20 protein-coding genes, 1 tRNA gene and 1 pseudogene are annotated in these 23,526 nt (G+C 32.9%); 10 read left to right on the top strand and 12 right to left on the bottom strand.

All coding sequences use genetic code 11. The features are described from left to right. Positions 1–289: 289 nt before the first annotated feature. A complete protein-coding gene (locus tag CELAL_RS04610; protein ID WP_013549744.1) occupies positions 290–1,078 on the top strand; it encodes an AraC family transcriptional regulator in 789 nt (262 codons plus the stop codon). A gap of 1 nt (position 1,079) precedes the next feature. Here the strand turns inward: CELAL_RS04610 and CELAL_RS22940 are convergent, their stop codons facing one another. The 3 genes from CELAL_RS22940 to CELAL_RS04600 are packed head-to-tail and all read right to left on the bottom strand — an operon-like array spanning position 1,080 to position 2,399. Further along, positions 1,080–1,487, bottom strand: coding sequence for an ISL3 family transposase (locus CELAL_RS22940; RefSeq protein WP_456151075.1), 408 nt, complete (start codon positions 1,485–1,487; stop codon positions 1,080–1,082). Beyond that, positions 1,424–2,014, bottom strand: coding sequence for an ISAon1 family transposase (locus CELAL_RS22935; protein WP_456151076.1), 591 nt, complete (start codon positions 2,012–2,014; stop codon positions 1,424–1,426). Before CELAL_RS22935 ends, CELAL_RS22940 begins: the two co-directional genes overlap by 64 nt. Positions 2,015–2,057: 43 nt before the next feature. Beyond that, entirely contained in the window at positions 2,058–2,399 is a 342-nt protein-coding gene (locus CELAL_RS04600; RefSeq protein ID WP_013548878.1) for an ISAon1 family transposase N-terminal region protein, read from the bottom strand. 46 nt (positions 2,400–2,445) lie between these two features. Here CELAL_RS04600 and CELAL_RS21820 point away from each other — a divergent pair. Continuing rightward, positions 2,446–2,562, top strand: a pseudogene (locus tag CELAL_RS21820) (AraC family transcriptional regulator); the annotation flags it as partial. 71 nt (positions 2,563–2,633) lie between these two features. Here the strand turns inward: CELAL_RS21820 and CELAL_RS21815 are convergent. Next, a complete protein-coding gene (locus CELAL_RS21815) occupies positions 2,634–4,115 on the bottom strand; it encodes an FG-GAP repeat domain-containing protein (protein WP_013549743.1) in 1,482 nt (493 codons plus the stop codon). A 76-nt stretch (positions 4,116–4,191) separates the two neighbouring features. Beyond that, positions 4,192–4,264, bottom strand: a tRNA-Phe gene (locus CELAL_RS04590). A gap of 102 nt (positions 4,265–4,366) precedes the next feature. Here CELAL_RS04590 and CELAL_RS04585 point away from each other — a divergent pair. The 6 genes from CELAL_RS04585 to CELAL_RS04555 all read left to right on the top strand — a co-directional run bounded on the left by CELAL_RS04585 (position 4,367) and on the right by CELAL_RS04555 (position 12,127). After that, positions 4,367–5,095 (top strand): type III pantothenate kinase, encoded by a 729-nt coding sequence (locus CELAL_RS04585; protein WP_013549742.1) that lies wholly within the window; start codon positions 4,367–4,369, stop codon positions 5,093–5,095. Beyond that, positions 5,096–6,358 carry a hypothetical protein gene (locus CELAL_RS04580; protein ID WP_013549741.1) on the top strand — a complete coding sequence of 421 codons (1,263 nt, stop codon included), beginning with the start codon at positions 5,096–5,098 and terminating at the stop codon, positions 6,356–6,358. It abuts the gene before it with no gap. Positions 6,359–6,375: 17 nt separating this feature from the next. Next, positions 6,376–7,743, top strand: a complete 1,368-nt coding sequence (locus CELAL_RS04575; RefSeq protein WP_013549740.1) for a tetratricopeptide repeat protein — start codon at positions 6,376–6,378, stop codon at positions 7,741–7,743. A 1-nt stretch (position 7,744) separates the two neighbouring features. Further along, the gene (gene lptC, locus CELAL_RS04570; RefSeq protein WP_013549739.1) at positions 7,745–8,359 is read left to right on the top strand and encodes an LPS export ABC transporter periplasmic protein LptC; all 615 of its coding nucleotides are present in this window, start codon (positions 7,745–7,747) and stop codon (positions 8,357–8,359) included. Between the two features lie 198 nt (positions 8,360–8,557). Continuing rightward, positions 8,558–9,847: a hemolysin family protein gene (locus CELAL_RS04560; protein ID WP_013549737.1), complete on the top strand. Its 1,290-nt coding sequence runs from the start codon at positions 8,558–8,560 to the stop codon at positions 9,845–9,847. Positions 9,848–10,006: 159 nt separating this feature from the next. Then, positions 10,007–12,127: a peptidylprolyl isomerase gene (locus CELAL_RS04555; protein ID WP_013549736.1), complete on the top strand. Its 2,121-nt coding sequence runs from the start codon at positions 10,007–10,009 to the stop codon at positions 12,125–12,127. Positions 12,128–12,194: 67 nt separating this feature from the next. On the opposite strand, the gene CELAL_RS04550 is transcribed toward CELAL_RS04555, so the two are convergent. Both CELAL_RS04550 and CELAL_RS04545 read right to left on the bottom strand, forming a co-directional pair. Beyond that, on the bottom strand, positions 12,195–13,103 hold the full coding sequence (locus CELAL_RS04550; protein ID WP_013549735.1) for a GYDIA family GHMP kinase: 909 nt from the start codon (positions 13,101–13,103) through the stop codon (positions 12,195–12,197). Continuing rightward, a complete protein-coding gene (locus CELAL_RS04545; RefSeq protein WP_041557521.1) occupies positions 13,100–14,422 on the bottom strand; it encodes a hydroxymethylglutaryl-CoA reductase, degradative in 1,323 nt (440 codons plus the stop codon). The genes CELAL_RS04550 and CELAL_RS04545 overlap by 4 nt, the downstream gene beginning before the upstream one ends. A gap of 264 nt (positions 14,423–14,686) precedes the next feature. Here CELAL_RS04545 and CELAL_RS04540 point away from each other — a divergent pair, with 264 nt between their 5' ends. Continuing rightward, complete coding sequence (locus tag CELAL_RS04540) at positions 14,687–16,852, top strand: S9 family peptidase (protein ID WP_013549733.1); 2,166 nt, start codon at positions 14,687–14,689, stop codon at positions 16,850–16,852. Between the two features lie 31 nt (positions 16,853–16,883). After that, positions 16,884–18,416: a peptide MFS transporter gene (locus CELAL_RS04535; protein WP_013549732.1), complete on the top strand. Its 1,533-nt coding sequence runs from the start codon at positions 16,884–16,886 to the stop codon at positions 18,414–18,416. 5 nt (positions 18,417–18,421) lie between these two features. Here CELAL_RS04535 and CELAL_RS04530 read toward each other — a convergent pair whose 3' ends face one another. From CELAL_RS04530 to surE, 5 genes are all read right to left on the bottom strand, one after another. Then, a complete protein-coding gene (locus tag CELAL_RS04530; RefSeq protein WP_013549731.1) occupies positions 18,422–20,431 on the bottom strand; it encodes a ComEC/Rec2 family competence protein in 2,010 nt (669 codons plus the stop codon). 13 nt (positions 20,432–20,444) lie between these two features. After that, the gene (locus CELAL_RS04525) at positions 20,445–21,011 is read right to left on the bottom strand and encodes a C40 family peptidase (protein WP_041557519.1); all 567 of its coding nucleotides are present in this window, start codon (positions 21,009–21,011) and stop codon (positions 20,445–20,447) included. Positions 21,012–21,085: 74 nt separating this feature from the next. Beyond that, positions 21,086–22,222, bottom strand: coding sequence for a lipid-A-disaccharide synthase (gene lpxB, locus CELAL_RS04520; RefSeq protein ID WP_013549729.1), 1,137 nt, complete (start codon positions 22,220–22,222; stop codon positions 21,086–21,088). A gap of 72 nt (positions 22,223–22,294) precedes the next feature. Further along, a complete protein-coding gene (locus CELAL_RS04515; RefSeq protein WP_013549728.1) occupies positions 22,295–22,576 on the bottom strand; it encodes a hypothetical protein in 282 nt (93 codons plus the stop codon). Then, on the bottom strand, positions 22,576–23,355 hold the full coding sequence (surE, locus tag CELAL_RS04510; RefSeq protein ID WP_013549727.1) for a 5'/3'-nucleotidase SurE: 780 nt from the start codon (positions 23,353–23,355) through the stop codon (positions 22,576–22,578). The genes CELAL_RS04515 and surE overlap by 1 nt, the downstream gene beginning before the upstream one ends. Positions 23,356–23,526: the final 171 nt, after the last annotated feature.

Here is a 23,526-nt window from a genome sequence, read left to right as displayed (position 1 = left end):
AATAATAATTGAATGTTTAATTTTAAGCATTAAAATAGGTTTTTGATTACGAATATTAATGATAAAAAGACCTGTAAATACATATTTCGAATAAAAGTATTATGTTAAAACTTTATTAATTTGTCAAAAATGACATATTTTTTATCATTTTTGACATCATAAATAAACTATATCGTTGTAGTTTACTTATTTAACAATTGAGTTGTTGATTTTCTGAGTTTAGCTGCTCATTTTTTTTGACACTAATTGTTAATTGTTAAAATAATATTTAATTCGTATTTTTTTTATCATGGAAAATTTTCAATGGAATTTTACTTCAAAAGGGACTGTAAATGAAAATGCGGTTACCATACAAAACTTAGAATATATTAGGTATTTTCCTGAAAAGAAGAAATTAAATAAAAATTGGACTTCTGGCGTAAAGTCTAAGTATCATAAAATTATTTACATTAAAAATGGGACTGGTTTTTTTGAATCTGATAATAGCATCCGACAGGAAATTTCTAAGGAAACATTGTTGGTTATTTATCCTAATACTTGGTATAGGTGTGTACCAGACAAGAACTCTGACTGGGAAGAATATTCTGTATGTTTTAGGGGTAAGTATATTGAATATTTAATTGAAAATGAATTATTTAATATGAATCAACAAGTATATCCAATTGGGTTTAATTATGAAATTGATTTACAATTTGATTCCTTAATGAATATATTAAAAAATAATACCTCTAGCCAAGATGTGGGGTTGCAATTTATTTTTATTGATATTTTAAGAGTGTTGTATTCTAATTTTTTGATGAATAAGAATCAAATTTCTAGAAAAGGAAAAATAATTTTTGATGTTGAAAAATATATTCAAAGACATATAAAATCTAAAATAAATTTTGATGATGTAGCTAAGAATTTTAATGTTAGTTATTCTTTGCTAAGAAAATTGTTTAAAGAGAAAACGGATATGACCTTAAAACAATATCATTTAATGCATAGGCTTAGTAAAGCAAAAGGTATGATAAGGGAAAGCGATTTGAGTTTTTCTGAAATAGCGTGGATCAAGGAATATTCTTGGGGAGTGAGATAAATTAGGCATATAATTTTGTTAGTCTAAACAAGAAAAACTTAACATCTCTTACGCCTCTAAACATCGTCCTGAACTCTTTAATTTTAGCATTAAAGGATTCCGCGGAAGCATTGGTGCTCCTGTTATTAAAATAGTTCAAAATTGGTTTGTAATGCATTTGTATAGACCTTGCAATGGTGTTGAACGACTTAAAATTTGAGTTTTCTACTTCGTTATACCACTGTGCCAATTTTAGTCTTGCTACATCCTTATTCGTATTATTTTCATAGATATAGCTTAATGCTTGGGCCAACTTATAGGCTTTTTCAATAGTTGGGTAAAGTCGAAACAATATTTCCGCTCTTTCTATTTGTCCTGCAGTCCATTTGGTCTTTGGTTTAAATAATACATATCGACTTCTGGCCAGCAACTGTCTATGGGTATCTCCGTTAGCGAGAATTCTGGTCTATGTGTTTTTTCTGTTTTTCGAGCTTCTTCAATGGCTTTGTTTTCTATTTCTATAACTTCCCATCTTAATCGGATACGTTCTTCTTGGACTGCTTCTGAGGCTAATTTTTGAACATGGAATCTATCGGTCACGATCTCTGTTCTGGGGAAACATTTTTTAGCGATCAAATTCATATTTCCAGCCATATCGACAGTAACTTCTTTGACTATATTTCGTCTTTCCACAGGGATTTTATTAAGCACACTGATGACGTCATCCGCTTTGGTTCCCTTGATAATGGCCACTATGCTACCTTTCTTTCCGTTAGCGCCTTTATTGGTTAGAATCGTGTAGAGTTCACCGTTGGACAAAGAGGTTTCATCTAAACTTAAATAGTAACCTAAATTTTTTCCAAAGAGCAACCACTTTTGTGAATGTTCCTTTTGGGGCCAATCCTTGAAGTCGCTAAGATGGTTTTTGTAGTGATACTGTAGGGCTTTGCCATTAATTTTATAATAGTCGCCAAACCGTTTAGCGCTTACGGCATGATTGTCAAGCGATACCTTTTAAAAAAGAGGCAAATTCGCTGGTTATCCGAGTGCCTTTAGCTATTAAACCCCAATCTCTTTTTATAATTTTTCCCGTATCCATAAGAGTCCAGCGCCTACGCTTTATATGGAGCAGTACCGATTTACCTCTTAGAGGGAAGTCCTCAACTGTTATCTCCGGTAAGAAGCCTTTGGAATGGGCTAATTCTGTTTGGTGCTCTTTGGGTAGCACGTTCTTTTCTTCTAAGTAAAAATGAACCTTACCTTCTGATGATTGATGGCTTACAATTTCAAAGTAATCCAATACGCCTTCCGGCAACAAATACCGCACTAATTCTATATCCAAAATCTAAACACTTTTTTGTCAAAGATAAAGTTTCTCCCCAAGTTTTACGTTTGACCCAATAGCGTTTCAGTGTGGTTTTGAAAATGTACAGTCGTTTTCAAAAACTTTTAGAGCAAAGGAGAATACAACGCCTATTGCTTTTAGGAAAAGAAGGGCGTTTTAAGTTTATCTAGTTTCTATAGTGTTTATGGTTGAGTTCAGTTTTTCGTAACTGGTGCTTTGCAGTAAGGGTATTTAAAAATCAGGAGTGATAATTACAGATTCTATAAAATTAAAATTTGGGTTTAAATTGGGTTGAAATTCGAAATTACCAAGATAGATTTCAGCGTTGTTATCTTTGTTAGCATCACCTAAGCGCATTGTCATAGGTCTTATTTCAGGAAGATTAGGGTGTAAAATTGTAAAATTAAAATCACCTTCGTTGATAAAGTAAATTACTTGTTCTGAGGTGCTAAATTCTGGTTCTACAAAGAATGATGAAGAAACCATGTCCATCAAGCCATCATGGTTTAAATCTACTTTTAGAAGATTCGTCGCTCCGTAAGAAGGAAAAAAATACACTTCTTTCCATGACTTATTTCGGTTTTGAAAAATACGTATGCCGTGAAAGTTTTTCTTTACGATACTGTAGTCAGCATTATCACCATTTACCATAATAATTTCCTCCTTGCCGTCAGCATTAAGATCTGCTAATTGAAAATAGCTAGTGCCATAATATGGGGGGAAGTCAAGTATAATAGTTTCTTTAAAATTACCATCGCCTATATTTGTAAATAAGCTCACACGTTCTCTTGCTTGAGTAGTTAATGCATAAAAATCCATTTGGCCATCATTGTTCACGTCTCTTAGCTCAAAATTTCTGGCCCCAGGATTTGTTCCAATAATTTTTCTTTCTTTAGATTTTCCGTCTATAAATGTTATCTGACCTGTGTGATTACCAAATTCAGCAATTAAAAAATCTTTGATTTTGTCATTATTTAAATCTACGTATTTAAAACCTACCGGTCTATGTAATTTATCAATGAGTAGTTCTTGATTTTTGTAACCGGAGTCAAATAGATGAAGACTCCCTAGTTTTTTTTGAGTGGGATTCATATTTCCGCCAATGCAGAGTACTAAATTGTTCTTGATTTCTACAACAGGGCTTGGTAATTGTACGGTATGTTTTTTTTTATTTTGGAGGTTAGTAACCTTAAGTTGTCCAAAAACATTAGATGTTAATTGGTAGTTGTTTTCAATTCCAAAATAAGTGGTTATCCCTTGTTTTTGATCTAAATTTTTAACTATTTCAACGGAAGATGCTTGTAGGTTGTTTTGGGATTTAGTGATTTGAGGAGATGAAACTATTGGAGAATTGTCTATATAAAATTTTTCTATTAACAACCATTCTTCATTGGTTATCATGGGGCTTAGTGCATAGATTCCGTTCTGAACTAAGTTGATGTATTCATCGTAGCCATTTTTTGAAACTAGGGATTTCTGATTACCTAATCCCATCCTGTTTTTCATTTCTGGTAAAAGTGTATTTTTCCAAATATCTTGAGGAAGTACATTTGGGTCTGGGTACAAGTGGCAACTTGCACAATACATTTTGGAGAGTTCTTGTCCTGTTTTTGGCTTTTGCGTTCTTTCAGGAATATCAAATTTGAAATAAATAAAGCCTATAATGATGCAAAAAGAGGTAAAAACTAAAATAATTTTTTTAGACTTCTTCATGCTTTTGTTAGGTATATGTCTTTGTTTTAGTGTTTTAAACAAAAAAACCCAAACATTTCTGTTCGGGTTTTTGTTGTGGTGCCTCCAGGAATCGAACCAGGGACACATGGATTTTCAGTCCATTGCTCTACCAACTGAGCTAAGGCACCAATGCCGTTAAGCGGCTGCAAATATATATTCTATTTTGCGATATCCAAATAAAAAATGAAAAAAATGTAAAATCTTTTTTTATAATTTCGGAACTTTGGGTCATGAACCTAATAATAGACGCAGGTAACAGCCTTATAAAAATTTCTGTTTTTCGTGAAAAAATAGAAATTTATCACGATCAATTCGCATTATCAGAATTTGTAATGCACATAAAACAGGTTTTTGATGTCTATCCAGACATTACTGATGGTATTATTTCTTCAGTTGGTATGCTTGATAAAAAAGATATGGCGGTGGTTTCTTTGTTTTGTGATGTACATCTGTTGACGAATCAAACAAAAACACCTTTTAAAAATTCTTATGCAACACCTGAAACTTTAGGTGTAGATCGCGTAGCTTTGGCGACAGCTGCATTTTATCATAACCCAAGTGGAAATACATTGGTGGTTGATGCTGGTACATGTATAACTTACGATATGGTAAATGATTATGGGGAATATATTGGCGGTGCAATTTCTCCAGGAATACATATGCGCTACAAAGCATTGCACCAGCAAACAGCAAAACTACCCCTATTAGAAAAAGAAGATATTATAGATTTTATTGGAAACTCTACAAATACGAGTATTCATAGTGGAGTTGTAAATGGTGTTACGGCTGAATTAAACGGAATAATTGAACAGTATAATCAACGATTTAATAATTTAACAGTTATTTTAACAGGAGGTGATGCGCTATTTTTGTCAAAACGAACAAAAAATACCATATTTGCCAATCCAAAATTTCTCCTTGAAGGGTTAAATTGTTTATTGGAATACAATAAAAAGTAAATGATTAAGAAAATCTTTGTTGCAATAGTGATTTTTACCTCTCTAGGTTTAAGCGCTCAAAACGGAACTGTTTCTCCGTATTCGTATTTTGGTTTAGGAGATACAAGAAATTCCGGAACGGTAGATAATCAAATGATGGGGGGTGTTAGTATGGTTGGTGATAGTATCCATATTAATTTAAAAAACCCTGCTGCGTATAGCAAATTGATGTTGACAACTTACGCCGCTGGAATATCTTACAATAGCCTAAGCTTAAAAACTTCAGATGCTAGTCAAAACACTTCAGTTACAAATTTAGATTATTTGGCTATTGGTGTTCCGTTGGCCGAAGGTTTTGGAATGGGTTTTGGTTTAATGCCTTATACGTCTGTAGGGTATGATTTAGAAGATTCAATGACTATTGATGACGTGGCTATTACAAACACGTATGCAGGTGATGGAGGCTTAAATAGGGTATATTTCTCTTTAGGGTATCAAATGTTGGAAGACGTTTCTATCGGTGCTACTGTTAATTATAATTTCGGAACAATTAATTCAACTCGTGTTCAAACATCGTCTGATGCTCAATATGGTGCATTGGATAGAAGAGAAACACGATTGGGTGGCTTTGATTTTAATTATTCTATTAATTATACGCCTAAGATTTCAGAAAAATATACCTTGTACACCTCTATTGGGGTAGATACCCAGGTAAATTTAAATGCTGAAAATTCTCAATCTATTGGTTCTTTTTCTAGAGTTACTGGACAAGAAATAGAAGTAGTTGATGTAAACTTAGATGCGCAAGCTAGAAAGTTTGCTCCAGTTAGAATACCAACTAAAACTACCTTAGGAGTTGGTGTTGGGGAAGATTTAAAATGGTTTTTAGGGGCCGAGTATACGTTCCAAGAGTTTAGTAAATATAAAAATGATTTCTTTGAAGTAAACAATTTAGTGTATAATGATGCAAGTGGTTTTGCAATAGGAGGCTATTTTGTTCCAGAATATAATTCGTTCACAAACTACTTAAAAAGAGTTGTTTACAGAGCTGGTTTGCGCATTTCTCAGACAGGGATGGAAATAAATAATGAGGATATAAATGATTTTGGCATAACTTTTGGAACTGGATTACCGCTGGGCAGAGATATCTCTAATCTTAATATCGGTTTTGAAATCGGAAAAAGAGGAACTATCGATGCTGGTTTGATCAAAGAGAATTATTTTAAAGTAAACATTGGACTATCATTAAATGATAAGTGGTTCAGAAAAAGAAAGATTAATTAACCATTAAATACTAGAATATGAAAAAGAAGTTTTACATCGTAGCCTTAGCGGTATTAGGCTTTGTAGGAACAATGACGGCTCAGAACAATCCGGAATGTACAACAAACCTGTCTATATACTCAGAGCACGTAAAAGTTAAGAATTATGAAGCAGCATACACACCATGGAAAATGGTTTATGATAACTGCCCGAGTTTACACAAAGCAAACTTTGCTTATGGGGAAAGAATTTTAAATTATAAAATTGAAAAAGCAACAGGAACAGAAAAAGAAGGTTTCTTTAAAGATCTGATGGATCTTTATGATGCTAGTTTGGTTCACTTCCCTTCTAACTTTACAGTAGCAGGTGTTGCTGCAGATAAGGGTATTGCTATGTATGATAATAAAATGGGTTCTGAACAAGAAATCTATGATGTATTAGACAAAGGATTTACTCAGGATAAAGCTAACTTTAGCAATCCAAAAGCATTATATATCTATTTTACGGAATTAGTAGAATTACACAATGCAGGATCAAAAGACTTGCAACAGGTTTTTGATGCGTATGATAATGTAATGGAGCAAATAAGCGTAGAGAATAAGAAGTTAACAGACCGTATTGAGCAATTATTGCCTAAAGAAGATGCAGGAACCATTACTTCTAAAGAGAAGAGAATTTTAGCAGCAAATACTCAAAACTCAGAAAACTACGGTAAGATAGAAGGCAGTATTGATTCTAAATTAGGTGCTTTAGCAGATTGTTCTAACTTAATTCCTCTTTACCAAAAGAATTTTGAGGAGAAGAAAAGTGATATCACTTGGGTAAAAAGAGCAGTAAACAGAATGTTCAATAAAGAATGTACTGATGATCCTATGTTTAAGAAATTATTAGATGCACAGTTGGCTATGGAGCCTACGGCAGATTTATATGTATACTTAGGGTATTTAGAAATGAAGGCTAATAAAACGAGCTCTGCAGTTTCTTACTTTAATAAAGCTGTAGATTTAGAAACAGATAAGTACAAGAAATCAGATTTATTATATAAAATCGCAACTAGTTATTCTAGAAGCAGTAGATCTAATGCTAGAAGTTATGCTCAAAAAGCAATTGATGCTAATTCGTCTAATGGAAAAGCATATTTATTGATAGCAACATTATATGCTAACAGTGCTAACGATTGTGGAGCTACAGCTTTTGATAAAAGAGCAATATATTGGAAAGCTGCAGAAGTAGCAAGACAAGCAGGAAGAGTAGATCCTTCTTTAAGTGGTAGATCTAGCCAAGCGGTAACTAGTTACATGTCTAGAGCTCCATCAAAAGAAATGATATTTAGTTCAGGAATGGCAGGTAAAACTGTTACCTTTAGCTGTTGGGTAGGTGGTAGCGTAAAAGTGCCTAATCTATAAGATGATAAAAAATAAAGTATTTACATTTAAAAGCATTGCTGTGGTTTACACCATGGCAATGCTTTTTTTTGCTTGTTCAGATGATTATGAAAGAGTCGGGGAAGAAGCTAAAAAGAATTTATACCCACAGGGTGTAGCTGAAAATTATAAACTAGTATATACAGAGGCAAAAGAAGTCTTGTCTAGTGAAGAGGTATCTTCTAGTCATAAAATAGCAGTATTAACGGGAGAAATTAGTGAAGACTTTGAAAATCTTTCATTTCCACACCGTACTTTTCCTAAAGGAATACGTGTAGAATTTTTCGACAAAGACGGTAATAAAAGTGTAATTTTGTCAGATTATGCTATAATTTATTCAGGAACTAGCGTTATTGATTTACAAGGTAATGTGGTGATAGAAATGCAAGATGGCAAACGTTTAGAAACAACACAGTTGTATTACGACCAACATAATGAGTGGATCTTTACACAGGAAAAATTTAAATTTTCTGATGAAAAAGACGGTACGCTAATTCATGGAATGGGAATGGATTTCAATAGAGATTTCACTATTTTGAATGCACACAAAACAGGAGACGGGTACAAGATAATTAAAGACAAAGAAATAGATGGTTAAGATTTTTAAGTTTACGGAGTACTTATATTTGGTAGTAGCATTTTTTTCTATATATCGTATTTATACAGATTGGAATGAAAACCGTGAATTCGCTTATCTTTTTATCTTTTTTTCTATTATTTCTATTGGGATGTTTTTCTTTAGAAGAAGTTACCGTTTGAAATTTGAAAAACATAAACAAAACCAAAAGCAATAATTTTGGGAACTTCAATTGTTATTATAATTTTTTGTTTAATACTTTCTGCCTTTTTCTCAGGTATGGAGATTGCTTTTATTTCAGCAAATAAAATTCATATTGAAATAGAAAAAAAACAAGAAGGTTTTTTAGCTCAGGTGCTTACTAGATTAACCAAAAAGCCCTCTAAATTTATTGCAACCATGTTAATTGGTAACAACATAGCACTTGTTGTTTACGGTTTTTATATGGGCGATTTGTTGATGCTGTGGTTTCAGAGTTTTGGCAATTTTGAAAATGTTATTCTTAGAACCTTATTTCAAGACTTTAGTTTATTAACGCAAACCGTAATATCTACTTTAGTGATATTGCTTACAGCAGAATTTTTACCAAAAGTGCTTTTTCAGATATATTCAAATACACTTCTTAAAGCATTGGCTGTACCAGCTTATTTGTTTTATCTCTTGTTCTCAATGATATCAGAGTTTATTATTAAAATTTCTGATATTATACTAAAAGTCTTTTTTAAAACTGATGGAGATGAAGTGCAGCTTGCGTTTAGTAAGATAGAATTAGGCGATTATATCACGGAGCAAATGGAGGCTGTTGAAAGAGAGGACGAAGTAGATTCTGAGATTCAAATTTTTCAAAAGGCTTTAGAATTCGCTGCGGTAAAAGCTAGAGATGTTATGGTTCCGAGAACGGAAATAGAAGCGGTAGAAATCCATGAATCTCCTAAAAATTTAACAAAACGGTTTTCAGATACAGGGTATTCTAAAATTTTAATTTATAAGGATACAGTAGATAATATTATTGGTTATGTGCATTCTTATGAGCTTTTTAGTAAGCCAAAGACGATAAAAAGCATTTTAATGCCTGTAGAATTTGTTCCAGAGACCATGTTAATTAGTGATATTCTAAATAATCTAATCAAAAAGCGAAAGAGTATTGCTGTGGTTTTAGATGAATATGGTGGTACTTCTGGTATAATGACGGTAGAAGATATTGTAGAAGAATTATTCGGGGAAATTGAAGATGAACACGATTCAACAGACCTTTTTGAAGAGCAAGTATCCGATACTTTTTATAAATTTTCTGCGCGCTTAGATGTCGATTATATAAATGAAAACTATAGACTAGAGCTTCCTGAGAGCGATGAATACGGTACTCTTGGTGGTTTGATTGTAAATGAGACAGGAGAAATTCCAGATAAAGATTCGCAAATTAAAATTAATAACTTCTTGTTTACCGTGTTAGAGGTGTCAAGTACCAAGATAGATTTGGTTTCTCTAGAAATTATTGAGAAAGACTAATTTTTACATTTTTAAATCAATTTTCAACTTTAAAAAGTGTGTCATTCTAATCGCTTGATAACACTAAGGTTAAGGGCTGCTATATTAATATTTTTTTGTCTTTAGTATTTGAAAGAAAAATGGTATTTTCGTCGCCTGATATAAATTAGTATAGTATATATGGCAATTTTAGATAAAATTAGAAGAAAAACTACCATCTTGATTTTAATCATTGGTTTGGCATTATTTGCATTTGTAGTTTCTGGGATATTCAGTACAAACGCTTTTTCCGGTGCTAAGGTAGGTTCTTCAGTAGCCGATGTTAATGGCGAAGAAGTTTCAATTGATGGGTTTAGAGAACAAGTAGAAGTTGCTTCTAAAAGTTATGGAGCAAGTGCTTCTTCAATGCAAATTGTAAATAACGTTTATGAGCAAAATGTAAGAAACGCTGTTTTAGATCAACAATTTGAGAAATTAGGTATTGTTGTAGAACAAGATCAAATTGTAAATTTCTTGAGAACGAACCCAACGTATTCTCAATTACCACAGTTCTTAAATGAAAATGGTGTATTTGACGAAAGTAAGTTCATCAACTTTATAGCTGATTTAAAAAAGAATAATCCTGCTGGTTACCAACAATGGTTACAAGAAGAAAAAAATATTATTCGCGCAGCAAAAGAGCAGATTTATTTTAATCTAATAAGAGCGGGAGTAGGGACTACTTTAAAAGAAGGAGAGTTAGATTATAAATTAGCTAATGATAAGTTAGATATTAGTTATGTGAGAGTACCTTATACATCTATTTTAGATAGTACAGTTGCTGTTAGTAAAAGTGAGATTGAAGCTTATGTAAAAGCTCATAAAGAAGATTTTAAGCAAGACAATAGTAGAGATATTCAATTTGTTTACTTTGAAGAAAAAGTTTCTTTAAAGGATGAAAACGAAGTTAAAGAGAAAATCAATGCTTTGTTAAATGATAATCAAGTTTTTAGTAAAGAAAAAGATACTACAGAAACGGTAAGAGGTTTTAGAAATACAACCGATAATATTGCTTTCTTAGATATTAATTCAGATACTAAATTTGATACAATTTATAAGCCAAAATCAAGTCTTCCAGCAAATGTAGCAGATACTTTAGTAAAATTATCTATAGGAACTATCTACGGCCCTTACCGTGATGGGAATACATTTAAAGTTTCTAAGTTAACAGGTAAACGTGCTGGCGGAAATGTAAAAGCTAGTCATATTCTTATTGCATTTTCGGGAGCAAGTAATGCAGGTGAAGAAGTTACAAGAACAAAAGAAGAAGCAGAAAGTAAAGCAAAAGAGGTTTTAGCAGAAGCTAAGAAGTCAGGAGCTGTTTTTGCAGATTTAGCAAAAGAAAATTCAGATGGTCCTTCTGGTCCTAGAGGAGGAGATTTAGGTTTCTTTCAAAAAGGAGCTATGGTTAAGCCATTTAATGATTTTGTTTTTAATAATGGTGCTGGTTCAATTGGTTTAGTAGAAACAGATTTTGGATTCCATATTGTTAAGGTAGAAGAAAAGCAAGACCTTTATCAGGTAGCAAACTTAGTGCGTGAAATAGAGCCTTCTGAAGAGACAATAGATTTACTTTTCCAAGATGCTACTAAATTTGAAATGTCTACAGTAGAAAATAAATCTAAGTTTGAAGAAATAGCAAAGAAAGACAACTACGTTGTTAGACCTGTAAATAAATTAAATCCTATGGATGAAAATTTACCAGGATTAGGTGCACAACGTCCAATTGTTCAATGGGCATTTAATGCTGATTCTGAAATTGGAGATGTAAAACGTTTTGATTTAAATGATGGGTATGCAGTGGTTAGGTTAACTGCTAAATATGCAAAAGGATTAATGACTTCAGAAGATGCTTCTGCAGTAGTATTGCCTGTATTGCGTAAGCAGAAAAAAGCAGCTATGATCATGGATAAAAACAAAGGCAAATCTTTTGATGCCTTTGCAAAAGATAATAATGTTTCTGCAGCTACAGCTTCAGCAATATCTGTTAAATCTCCTACAATTGCAGGAGCAGGTAGAGAGCCCGCTGTTGCAGGTACTGCGTATGTTTTAGCGGAAGGTAAAACGTCTGGTTTAATCGAAGGAGAAAGTGGTGTGTATATGGTAACAGTTACCAAGAAGACAGCTGCAACTAAATTAGATAACTATAGTACGTTTGCAAATACGTTAAAAGCTTCTAATGCTACAAGAGTTAATTCTTCTGTATATCAAGCATTAAAGGCTGCATCTGAGATAGAAGATAATAGATCAATGTTTTATTAATAAAACAATAGTAAATAACGCATAAAAAAAGGCTTCCAATTGGAAGCCTTTTTTTATGCGTTATCATTTACAATATCATATCCTTATAGGAAATTGTAGTTTTATAGCCTTTATCTTTAAAGTAAGAAGGGGTATTGTTATCTCCAACAGCTAAAATAAAATCGCCGCCCCAAGCACCTAGACTCTTGATAGCTCCTTCGTAATCAGGAAATAAAAGAGATTTAACGGACTTTAGACTTAAGGCTTTGCTGATAATAGTTTCATGTTTGGAAATTAAGTTTTTGAATATTTCCAGATCATTACAATGAGTAATGGCATTGGTTAGTGTATTTATTTCAGAAATAAATTGAGGCCTATCAAAATTTGCTTTTCGATAGTTAGCAATACCTTCTCTGCTATTTTGTTTTTTATTTAGATGTACAAAATATATGGCGTCACTAAATTCAGGACAAAAAGCAACCTCCGTTACTATAGGCTTTTTATGTATTAGCTGATATAAAATTGGCGTGTTGTGCTTTGCGCATGCAATATCATAACCACTTCCGGTAAATGAATTCCATAATAAAACATAAGGGTTTATTGACGCCCATTCTGCTAGGTTATTTAATAATGTAGAAGAAGAACCTAAGCCCCAATCTCTTGGAAAGTCTAATGTGGTTTGTGCCCTATAGCCTGCTTGATCTACTAAGAATAGTGGATTTAATTTTTTTGCTTCCAATAGCATGGTTTGTAGCACCTCTGCGGTTTGTTGGTCCGTAGTAGCTGTAATGGCGAGTGTGTTTATCTCAAATGTTACTTCAAACCATATAGTTTTTAAATAATCAATACTTTGCCAATGAAGTGTGTTTGTAGTATTGGGCGTTATACTTAATGATTGTCCTAATTTAGTAGGTAGCGCCAAGCTTATAGCACCATCTAAAACGCCATATTCTCCTGTGATTAATAGTTTACCGTTACTGTAAAAGTTTTTAATCATCTTTTTTCTTGCAAGGAATTATATGCTGAAATTACGGCACTATGGGTAACTGTATTGTGTTTGAAATGATCAACCAAAGTCTTTTTATCAAGTTCAGAAGCGCCTAATTGATTTAATATATTCATCAAGTGCATTTTCATATGTCCTTGTTGAATGCCGGTGGTAACCAAAGAGCGTACTGCGGCAAAATTTTGCGCTAAGCCAGCTACGGCAACAATTTGCATCAAGTCTTTAGCAGAAGGGTTTTGAAGAATTTCTAACGCCAATTTAACAAGAGGGTGCAGCCCTGTAAGTCCGCCCACAGTACCTAAAGCAAGTGGAATTTCAATCCAAAATTTAAAAATACCATCATCTATGCTAGCATTAGTTAAGCTGCTGTATTTTCCGTCTCTTGCTGCATAGGCATGTATTCCTGCCTCAATAGCTCTAAAGTCGTTTCCTGTAGCTAAAACAACAGCATCAATGCCATTCATGATTCCTTTGTTGTGCGTTACTGCGCGATAAGGTTCAATTTTAGCAATTTGTATGGCTCTGATAATTTTTTCTGCAAATTCTAAAGTAGATACACTCTTGTCTTCACTTAACTGATCAATAGGGCAACTTACTTCTGCTCTAACCAAACAGTTAGGAACATAATTACTTAAAATACTCATAACAATTTCTAACTGCTCGTCATGTGTTTTAAATTTAGGAGATGCTGTAAATTCTCTTTTTAGGGTTTGAGCAAATTGCTCTAAACAGGAGTTAATAAAATTTGCTCCCATAGCATCTAATGTTTCAAAGGTGCAATGGAGTTGGTAATAATTTTTTAGTTCGGCTGTTTTGTTTCGCAATACTATTTTTGAAACACCACCTCCTCGTTTCTCCATGTTTTTGGTAATGTCTTTAGCGTCTGCTATTAACTTAGTAGTTATAGAATTAAAGAAAGATTCTAGTTTCTCAAATTCGCCAGTATACATAAAATGAACCTGTCCTACTTTTTCTGTATTGATAACCGTTGTTTTAAAACCACCACGCTTTAGCCAAAATTTAGCAGCTTTACTTGCTGCAGCAACTACGGAGCTTTCTTCAATAGCCATAGGAATGGCATACAGTTTATCGTTAATTAGAAAATTAGGAGCAATACCAAAAGGTAGGTAATAGTTGGTAATGGTGTTTTCTATGAATTCATCATGAAGTTTCTGTAGCATTTTATCAGAGTTCCAATATCTTTTTAATATAGAAATTGTTTCGGCTGAATTGGTTGTATAGCTTTTAGCTAACCATGCTATTTTTTCATCTTTTGTAAGCTTGGAAAATCCTTCAATAGGAGTGTTCATAGTTTGTATGGTTTCGAACACCAAAGATACTAATTACCAATAAAAAAGATAAAACAGATTACTAGCTTTGAAGGGATCGTTCCATTTGTGATATTTTTTGTTAAAAGTTTATTTTTATGTGAAATAATTGCTAAACTTGGGGTTTTTAATCATATTTTCAAAATCTGTGAAATCAAGCAAGATAAAGTAAGTGTTTTAGCACTAAAAACAATACTAATTGGCCTCCAGGTTTCACCATATTAACACTAACAAACAAGAACATAAATGAAAAAATTAACGCTTATTTTCTTTTTTATTTTAAGTGCTTCTAACCTTACATTTGCACAAAAAAAAGCAATTACCCTTGAAGAAATTTGGGGTGGTGCATTTAGAACAGAAGGATTAGATGAAATTAGGTCTTTAAATAACGGAACTCAGTACACCGTATTAAATTTTGATAGGAACACTAGAACAACAAGTATTGATATTTATGACTACGCTAGTCAGGCCAAAGTGGGTACAGTAGTAAATTCAGCAAAATTAGAGAACATTCCTTATTTTACTTCCTATGAATTTACAGCAGATGAAAGCAAAGTATTGTTGGCTACCGAAGTTGAATCAATATTTAGAAGATCATCTTTAGGGATTTATTACATTTTTGATGTAAAATCTGGGAAGACCATTAAAATTTCTGAAAATAAGATTCAAGAGCCTACGCTATCTCCTGATAATACTAAAGTAGCTTATGTTTTTGAAAATAACATCTACATATTTGATATTTCGAAAAATACGACGGCTAAAATTACTAAGGACGGCGTAAAGAATAAGATTATTAATGGGGTTACAGACTGGGTATATGAAGAAGAGTTTGCTTTTGTAAGAGCTTTTGATTGGAATGCAGATGGATCTAAAATAGCTTTTCTAAGGTTTGATGAAACAAATGTTCCAGAATTTTCTATGGATGTTTATGGTACGGAATTATACCAAACACAACAGGTTTTTAAATACCCAAAGGCTGGAGAAGACAATGCTATTGTAAGTTTACATATGCTAGATGTTAAATCATCTGAAATTTCTAATGTAGCTTTACCATCGTCGTACTATATTCCGCGAATTAAATGGATGAACGATGCTAATTTACTTAGTGTTCAAACCTTAAATAGACATCAAGATAATTTAACGCTATATGCTATAAATGCTAAAAACAACAAAGTATCAGTTCTTCTAGAGGAGAAAGATGCCGCCTATGTTGATGTTACCGATAATTTAACCTTTTTAGCAGATGATAGTTTTATCTGGACGAGTGAGAAAGATGGTTTTAATCATATCTACTTGTATAATGAGAACGGTAAATTAATGAATCAGATTACCAAAGGGTCTTGGGAAGTAACAAGCTATTATGGTTATGATCAAGATGAAGATAGAGTGTATTATCAATCTACAGAAAATGGTTCTATCAATAGAGGTGTGTACAGCATAGATAGTAAAGGAAAAAATAAACGTAAGCTTGCGATTAAAGATGGTCAGAATAATGCTGATTTCAGTGCTGATTTTACCTACTTTATCAATAATTTTTCAAATACAAATACCCCTTCAGAATATAGCTTACATGAGGCTTTGTCTGGTAAGCGCGTTAAGGAGATAGTAGATAATAAGGCATTGCTTTCAAAATTAGACGGCTATGAAATTAGTCCCAAAGAATTTTCTTCGCTTTTAATAAATGGGAATGAGCTGAATATGTGGATGATAAAACCTGCAGATTTTGATGCTTCTAAAAAATATCCATTATTTATGTTTCAATATAGCGGACCAGGGTCTCAATCTGTATCTAACTCTTGGATGGGTTCAAATGATTATTGGTATCAGCTTTTGGCATCGGAAGGTTATGTTGTTGTTTGTGTTGATGGTCGAGGAACAGGATTTAAAGGGAGAGATTTTAAGAAAATTACACAAAAGGAATTAGGAAAATACGAAGTAGAAGATCAAATTGCTGCGGCTAAAAAGTTAAGTGATTTGCCTTATATTGACGCAGATAGAACTGGTATTTGGGGATGGAGCTATGGTGGTTTCATGTCTACCAATTGTATTTTAAAAGGGAATGATACTTTTGAAATGGCAATTGCCGTTGCGCCAGTTACTTCATGGGCATTTTATGATACTATATATACAGAGCGTTACATGCAAACACCACAAGAAAACCCAAGTGGCTATGATGATAATTCGCCATTTAATTATCCGGAACTTTTAAAAGGTAAATATTTATTGGTACATGGTACGGGTGATGATAATGTACATGTGCAAAATACAATGCGTATGGTTGAGGCATTAGTGCAAGCGAATAAACCATTTGATTGGGCTATATATCCAGACAAAAATCATGGAATTTACGGAGGAAATACAAGGCTTCACTTGTTTACTAAAATGACTAATTTTATTAAAGAAAACTTATAATCTAACTACTCAAAATAACTAAATATAGTATATGGAAAATACGGTTAAACCAATGGAAGACCCACAACTGTTTGGGCATCCAAAAGGATTATTTTATTTATTCTTTGCGGAGCTTTGGGAGCGTTTTAGTTTTTATGGAATGCGGGCGTTGCTTACTCTTTATATGGTTGATGTTGTTTTCGCAGCACTAACTACTAGAGATTTTGCTGCAGCCGCAGTTTATGCTTCTTACGGTTCATTAGTTTACGCTTCAACAGTAATTGGAGGTCGTATTTCGGATAAAATATTAGGCATGCGAAATTCTATTTTCTTAGGAGGAATTTTAATGGCTATTGGTCACTTTGTATTAGCGGTAGAAAACAATTATGCATTTTTCATCGCCTTAGCGCTAATTGTAGTTGGGAATGGTTTTTTTAAACCAAATATTTCAACTTTCGTTGGGTCTCTTTATAAAGAAGATGATATTCGTAAAGACTCTGGTTTTGTCATTTTTTATATGGGTATTAATATTGGAGGCTTTGCTGCTCCATTACTTTGTGGGTGGCTAGGAAGAGAGTATGGCTGGCATTATGGTTTTGGTCTTGCTGGTATCGGGATGTTAATAGGCTTAATAACTTTTTGGAGCGGAATTAAAAAAAATATTTTTGGAGATAAAGGTTTGCCTCCAACAGAAACTATTTTAGATAAACCAATTCTAGGTATTAAGCAAGGTTTAATGATTCCTATTCTTGCGGTAGCATCAGTACCTTTGATTGCATATTTACTTTCTTCTTATAAAGCATTAGGAGAGAAAGGGAGTTTTCTTGAAGATGATAATATTGTGAACATAATATTTTATGTAATCGCAATTGCCATAGGTGCTTTTTTAATTAAAATTTTAATTGAAGCTAATTCAGATGAACGTAAAAAATTAATAGTCGCCATTTTAATTACTTTCTTTATCACTATTTTTTGGGGTTTTCATGAGCTTTCAGGAAGTATTATTACGTTGTTTGCTGCCCGGAATGTTAATCTAACTTTTATAGATGCGTCTCAAACCAATGCATTAAATTCAATGTATATCATTATTTTATCTATTCCAATCTCAATGTTGTTCACGTATCTAAAGAAGAAAAAATTAGATCCAAGAACACCTTATAAATTTGGTCTAGGTCTTGCTTTTGCTGGGATTAGTTTCTTTATTCTTTCTATGAGTAGTGGGAGCGCCGATGAAAATGGAATGGTGCCATTTTCTTATTTATTGGTAATGTATTTCTTAATTTCGGTAGGGGAATTGTTCATGTCTCCTGTAGGCTTATCTAAAATTACAGATTTATCCCCAAAGAGAATTGTTGCTTTTATGATGGGAATTTGGTTTTTAGCATCAGCGTTTGCTTTTCAAATTGTTGGTTTTATAGGGAAACAGTTGGCTATAGAGAGTACCGATAAAAATGTAGGAGGTTTAGAGACCTTAGGAATTTATACAGACGGATTTGGTTTGGTAGCTAAATATGCACTTGGTGCATCGGTGATTGTTTTAATTGCATCACCATTAATTAAAAAATTAATGGGTAAGGTCCATTAATCACCTTACTTAAAGTAATAAGCTCCCTTTTCGCCTGTGTAGTGAAAAGGGAGTTTTCTTTTTAGGCATGTGGCTTTCCAAAGGGCAATAGTACTCTTGTAATTACTCCCGTCTGCGATTAGTGCTACGGGCTGCAAAGAATCTATTAAACGGTTTAAATTTATCTTTGGAGACTGCGTAAGAAGTATAGTACTGTTCTTGGATGGTGGGTAAATACCAAAACTATCAATCACACTGATTCTTTTTAAATCTAAACGGTAACTGTTTGCTAAAGAATCTGTAGTTAACACCGCTATTCGTTCTGCAATTTGATAACTTTTTAGACTGTATTCAAATTTTGAGGTATCATTACTTAAAAGGTATAAAGTTGTTCCAGACTTTTCTATGATACCAGTAGCTCTAGATTGGTGTAATACAATAACCTCGTGACGTATAGAAGCGGTGTATCGTGACATAAAAGTGTAGGACTGAAAGACGATAATTCCGATGAGGAAATGAATCGCGTTTTTAAATTTTTGCTTGCTGAAGGCTGTAATCATTAAAAATATTAAGGTGTACAGTAAGAGCAATTGAAGTGTATCAAATGATATATTTTTAAAAACAAACATGTCTTGACTGGCAATCCATTTTACAATGGTGTTCATTGTACTGATTATGTAATTATAGCCATCTGTTATAAAGGAGGGAAGTAAATTTGTGAGTGATAAAATAAGTACAACAATACCAATACCTAGAATAATGCCTAAAAAGGGAATAATTAAAAGGTTAGCAATAAAAAATAGTCCTGGGAATTGATGAAAATAAAATAAACTTATAGGTAAAACCCCTAATTGTGCTGCAATACTTACGCTAAGTAATTGCCAAAAATACCTAATAACCTTATTTTTTGGATACCAAAACCGTTGCAACTTGGGGTAAATCCAAATAATTGCAAATACTGCTGAGTAGCTCATTTGAAAGCCTACTTGAAAAAGATAGGTTGGTTTTACAAGTAGAATAAAAAATAGCGATAGCGCAAGTATATTAAAGCTATTTGTAGGCCGGTTTAAATACATTGCGTAAGCAAGGAAAGAAAACATGGTAACAGCTCGTACAATTGAAGCAGATAAGCCGGCTAAAAATGCAAAACCCCATAAAAGAAATATAAGTATACCCAATTTAATTTTTTTCCCATGTGGCAAACGTTCAATAGGTTGTAATAAAAACTGAAGAATAAGTAATAAGACACCAATGTGTAATCCTGAAAGAGCTAGTATGTGAATGGCTCCTGCATCTTTGTAATTATCATAAGTTTCTTCAGATATATCATTTCGTTGCCCTAATAATAAAGCTTGAATTACGCTTAAGTTTTCGGGATCAAAGTTTTCTTTTTTAAGTTTAGTGAGTATGGTATTTCTCCAACTTGAAGCAAGACCGTATAAGGTATGTGTAGGCTTTTCTAAGGTGATGTAATCCTCTTTTTTTAAATACAGTTGATTGTATACCCCTAATCCTTTTAGGTATTTTTTATAATTAAATTGATGTGGATTTAAAGGAGGGGTAATCGGTGTTATTAAATTAAACGAGATAAGTTCATCATCAATCTTTAGAAGGGGAGAAGTGGTGTCTTTTGCAATGGTGATGACTATCTTTCCAGAAGTTTTTCTTTTATCAATTGCTAGAACATCGGCATAATATCGATCTGAGAATGCATTTGATTTTAAAACTTCAGTAATCTTAAGTAGGAGCTCTTTTTGTAGGGTAGTATTGCTCTTAGCGTAATAATTTGGTTTGTTTTTAGGGTTTGTTAGAGAGATTGATAAATACCCGATAAAAAAGGTTAATAATACGGCACTAAATCCAAATATAGGGCTATTTGTAGGTTTGACTTTTAATAGTAGAAATGCTGATAGGGTAAGGGTTATACCCGTTAATATAAACGGGATAGTAATTGATGTTTCGAAAAAAGCACCAAATAGAATTCCTGCAACTAAAAAAAGTGTCAATTTTATTGGCACAAATTTTAGTAGTTGCATAACTATTTCGTATTTATAATATTCTTGTAGCTTTTACAAAAGCATAATTCCAGTATCCTTCTTTTAAAGAAGATACAATTACACCTCTAGAGGTTGTAGCGTGTATAAATTTTATCCCATCATTATCTACAGAAACCACGAGGCCTACGTGATTAATCTTTTTGGACCTTTTACTTGTTTTAAAAAAAAGTAAATCGCCTTTATCAACATCTTTTATTCTAATGTCTTTTCCTTCTTCAGCAATGACGTAAGACGTTCTAGGTATTGAAATATCTTGATTTCCAAAAGCAACGTACAGTAAGCCAGAACAATCCATTCCTTTCTTTGTTGTCCCGCCATATTTATAGCGAGTACCTGAAAATTCTAGTGCGGAACTAATCACAGATTCTGCAATGGTATTATTTTTAGGTTTCTCGGTGTAAACGTTTGGTAAGTTCTTTGCAACGCTTGGTTTAGTACTGCTTTTATTGGCTTCTATACTAATTTTTCGCTCTTTGTTATTGGTGCTAATTGTTCTTTTTTTAGTACCACAGCTAGTGGCCATTACAATTAAAAAAAGATAAATAAATTTACGATTCATGGTTAAAAATAAGGGACTCCAATTTCAAATTTAAAGAATAAATGTGAATGGTACTCTTATGTGTTAACGTTCTTTTAGGAAAAAAAACATTTTTTTTTATTTAAACTGCTGATAATTAGGGAAGCTGTTGTTTCGCTAGCACCCTCTCCTCCTAGTTTTTGCTCTAATTCTTCGTAATTTTCTAAAACTATTTTTCTAGTCTTAGGATTCAAAATCTTTTCAAGTTCAGCACTAAGGTTTTTTGTAGTTAGGTCATCTTGTATTAATTCTTTCACGACTTCTTTGTCCATGATTAAATTAACTAGGGATATATATTTTAAGGTTATTATTCGCTTAGCAATTTGATAAGAAATCCAATTTCCTTTATAGCAGACTACTTGTGGTACTTTAAATAACGCAGTTTCAAGAGTGGCAGTTCCGCTCGTCACTAATGCAGCGTGTGCTATTTGTAAAATACTATAGGTTTGATTAGCAATTAAACTAATGTTAGATTTTTTTAAAAAAGGCTGATAAAATTCCTGATCTAAACTTGGAGCACCAGCAATTACAAATTGATAGTCTTTAAATTTCTCAGTAACAGAAAGCATCACCTCTAGCATTTTAGCTACTTCTTGTTTTCTGCTTCCGGGCAATAAAGCTATTATAGGTTTCTCTTGATCTAGGTTATTTTTATTTTTAAAGTCAATACTATCGACTTCTTTGCGGTTGGCAATGGCATCAATTAATGGATGTCCCACAAAGTTCACAGGAAAATTATGCTTTTTTTCATAGAATTCCTTTTCAAAAGGTAGTGTCACATACATTTCGTCAATGGTATTCTTAATTTTTTCAATTCTTCCTTCTCTAGAAGCCCAAATTTGGGGAGCAATATAATACCTAGTTGAAAATCCTGCATTTTTAGCCCATTTTGCAATCCTTAAGTTGAAACCAGAATAATCAATAAATACGATGACATCTGGTTTAAAGGTTGAGATGTCTTCTTTACAGAAACTAATGTTTTTGAAAATGGTACTAATATTGGTAATCACCTCAATAAAGCCCATAAAGGCAAGCTCCTTATAATGCTTTGCTAAAGAGCCCCCAGCTTGTTGCATTAAATCTCCTCCCCAACATCTAATAGTAGCGTCAGAATCTTGCTTTTTCAGTTCTTTGATTAAATTAGATCCGTGTAAATCACCTGAAGCTTCTCCTGCAATGATGTAGTATTTCATCTGTTTAAAAATTAAAAATAATAGTCAGATTTTGTTTCTGTTAGAATTTAGGAATCAAGGAGCGGTGTACGTTTAAAAAATTTTATAATACATAATCAATAAAGCCGTTATTAGTGTCGCTATTAAAACACCTTTTGCTCTTAAATCTCGTTTTATTTTTAAAAAACCAAAAAAGGCTACTAGATTTAAAACGGCACCAAGAGCTAATAAACTTCCTACATGACCCTCTGTTACAGCAGCGATATAGGTTTCTTTAATGCTTAATTTTGAAAATATAATTATATATAAAAGTGTTCCGATAGTGTTTGCTATAATTCCTACAACAAAACCAATTAGTATTTCTTTTTTATTCATTAGTTTAATTTCCAGTTATTTATGGTTTGAATGGCGTGATGAGCTGTTAAATCAAATTGAGTGGGTACTACAGAGATAAAGCCATTAGCTAAAGCCCACTCGTCAGTATCTTCGCCTTTATCAAGTAATTCAAACTCACCGGTCAGCCAGTAATACTCTTTTCCAGAAGGACTTATTCTTTTGTCAAATTTTTCTTTCCAATTAGCTCTTGCTTGTCTGCATATTTTAATTCCTTTAAACTCTTTTGTTTCTAATTTAGGAATATTTACATTCAATACCACTCCAGGCGGAATTCCGTTTTCTAGCGCCTCGCGAACAATCTGTTGTATTTGCGCTTTGGCATGGGTAAAATTGGCTTCCCATGTGTAATCACACAATGAAAAACCAATGGCAGGTATGCCTTCAATTCCTGCCTCAATGGCAGCGCTCATAGTGCCAGAGTAAATTACATTTATAGAAGAATTAGATCCATGGTTAATACCACTTACGCATAAATCAGGTTTTCTATCTAAAATTTCTTGTAATGCTAATTTAACGCAATCTGCAGGAGTACCACTACAGCTGTACTCTTCTGTATTCTCGTCATCATCTAAATCAAGTATCATTTTTTTAGAATACAGCAGGTTATCTATAGTGATAGCATGGCCCATACCCGATTGTGGACTATCGGGAGCAACTACCACGACATCACCTAATTCTTTCATGAAGTCAACTAAAGCTCTCAATCCAGGTGCGGTAATTCCGTCATCATTTGTAATTAAAATCAAAGGTTTTTTCATTACATATAATTTATAGCGTAAAAATACGTTTTTCATTAAGATATGCCCGATAAACTGTTTAACAAAAAATTTAGATTGCCAATATTATACTGGCACGGTTTTTTCAGTATCTTAGAGAATTCAATAGGTATTAGCTTAAATCAGTGATGATAATGCTTAGATTGATAAAAA

Origin of the sequence: Cellulophaga algicola DSM 14237, assembly GCF_000186265.1 — a bacterium.
In the GTDB taxonomy this organism is placed as follows: domain Bacteria; phylum Bacteroidota; class Bacteroidia; order Flavobacteriales; family Flavobacteriaceae; genus Cellulophaga; species Cellulophaga algicola.
Note: the sequence above shows the minus strand (reverse complement) of the source record. Positions and strands in the feature narration are given on the sequence as shown.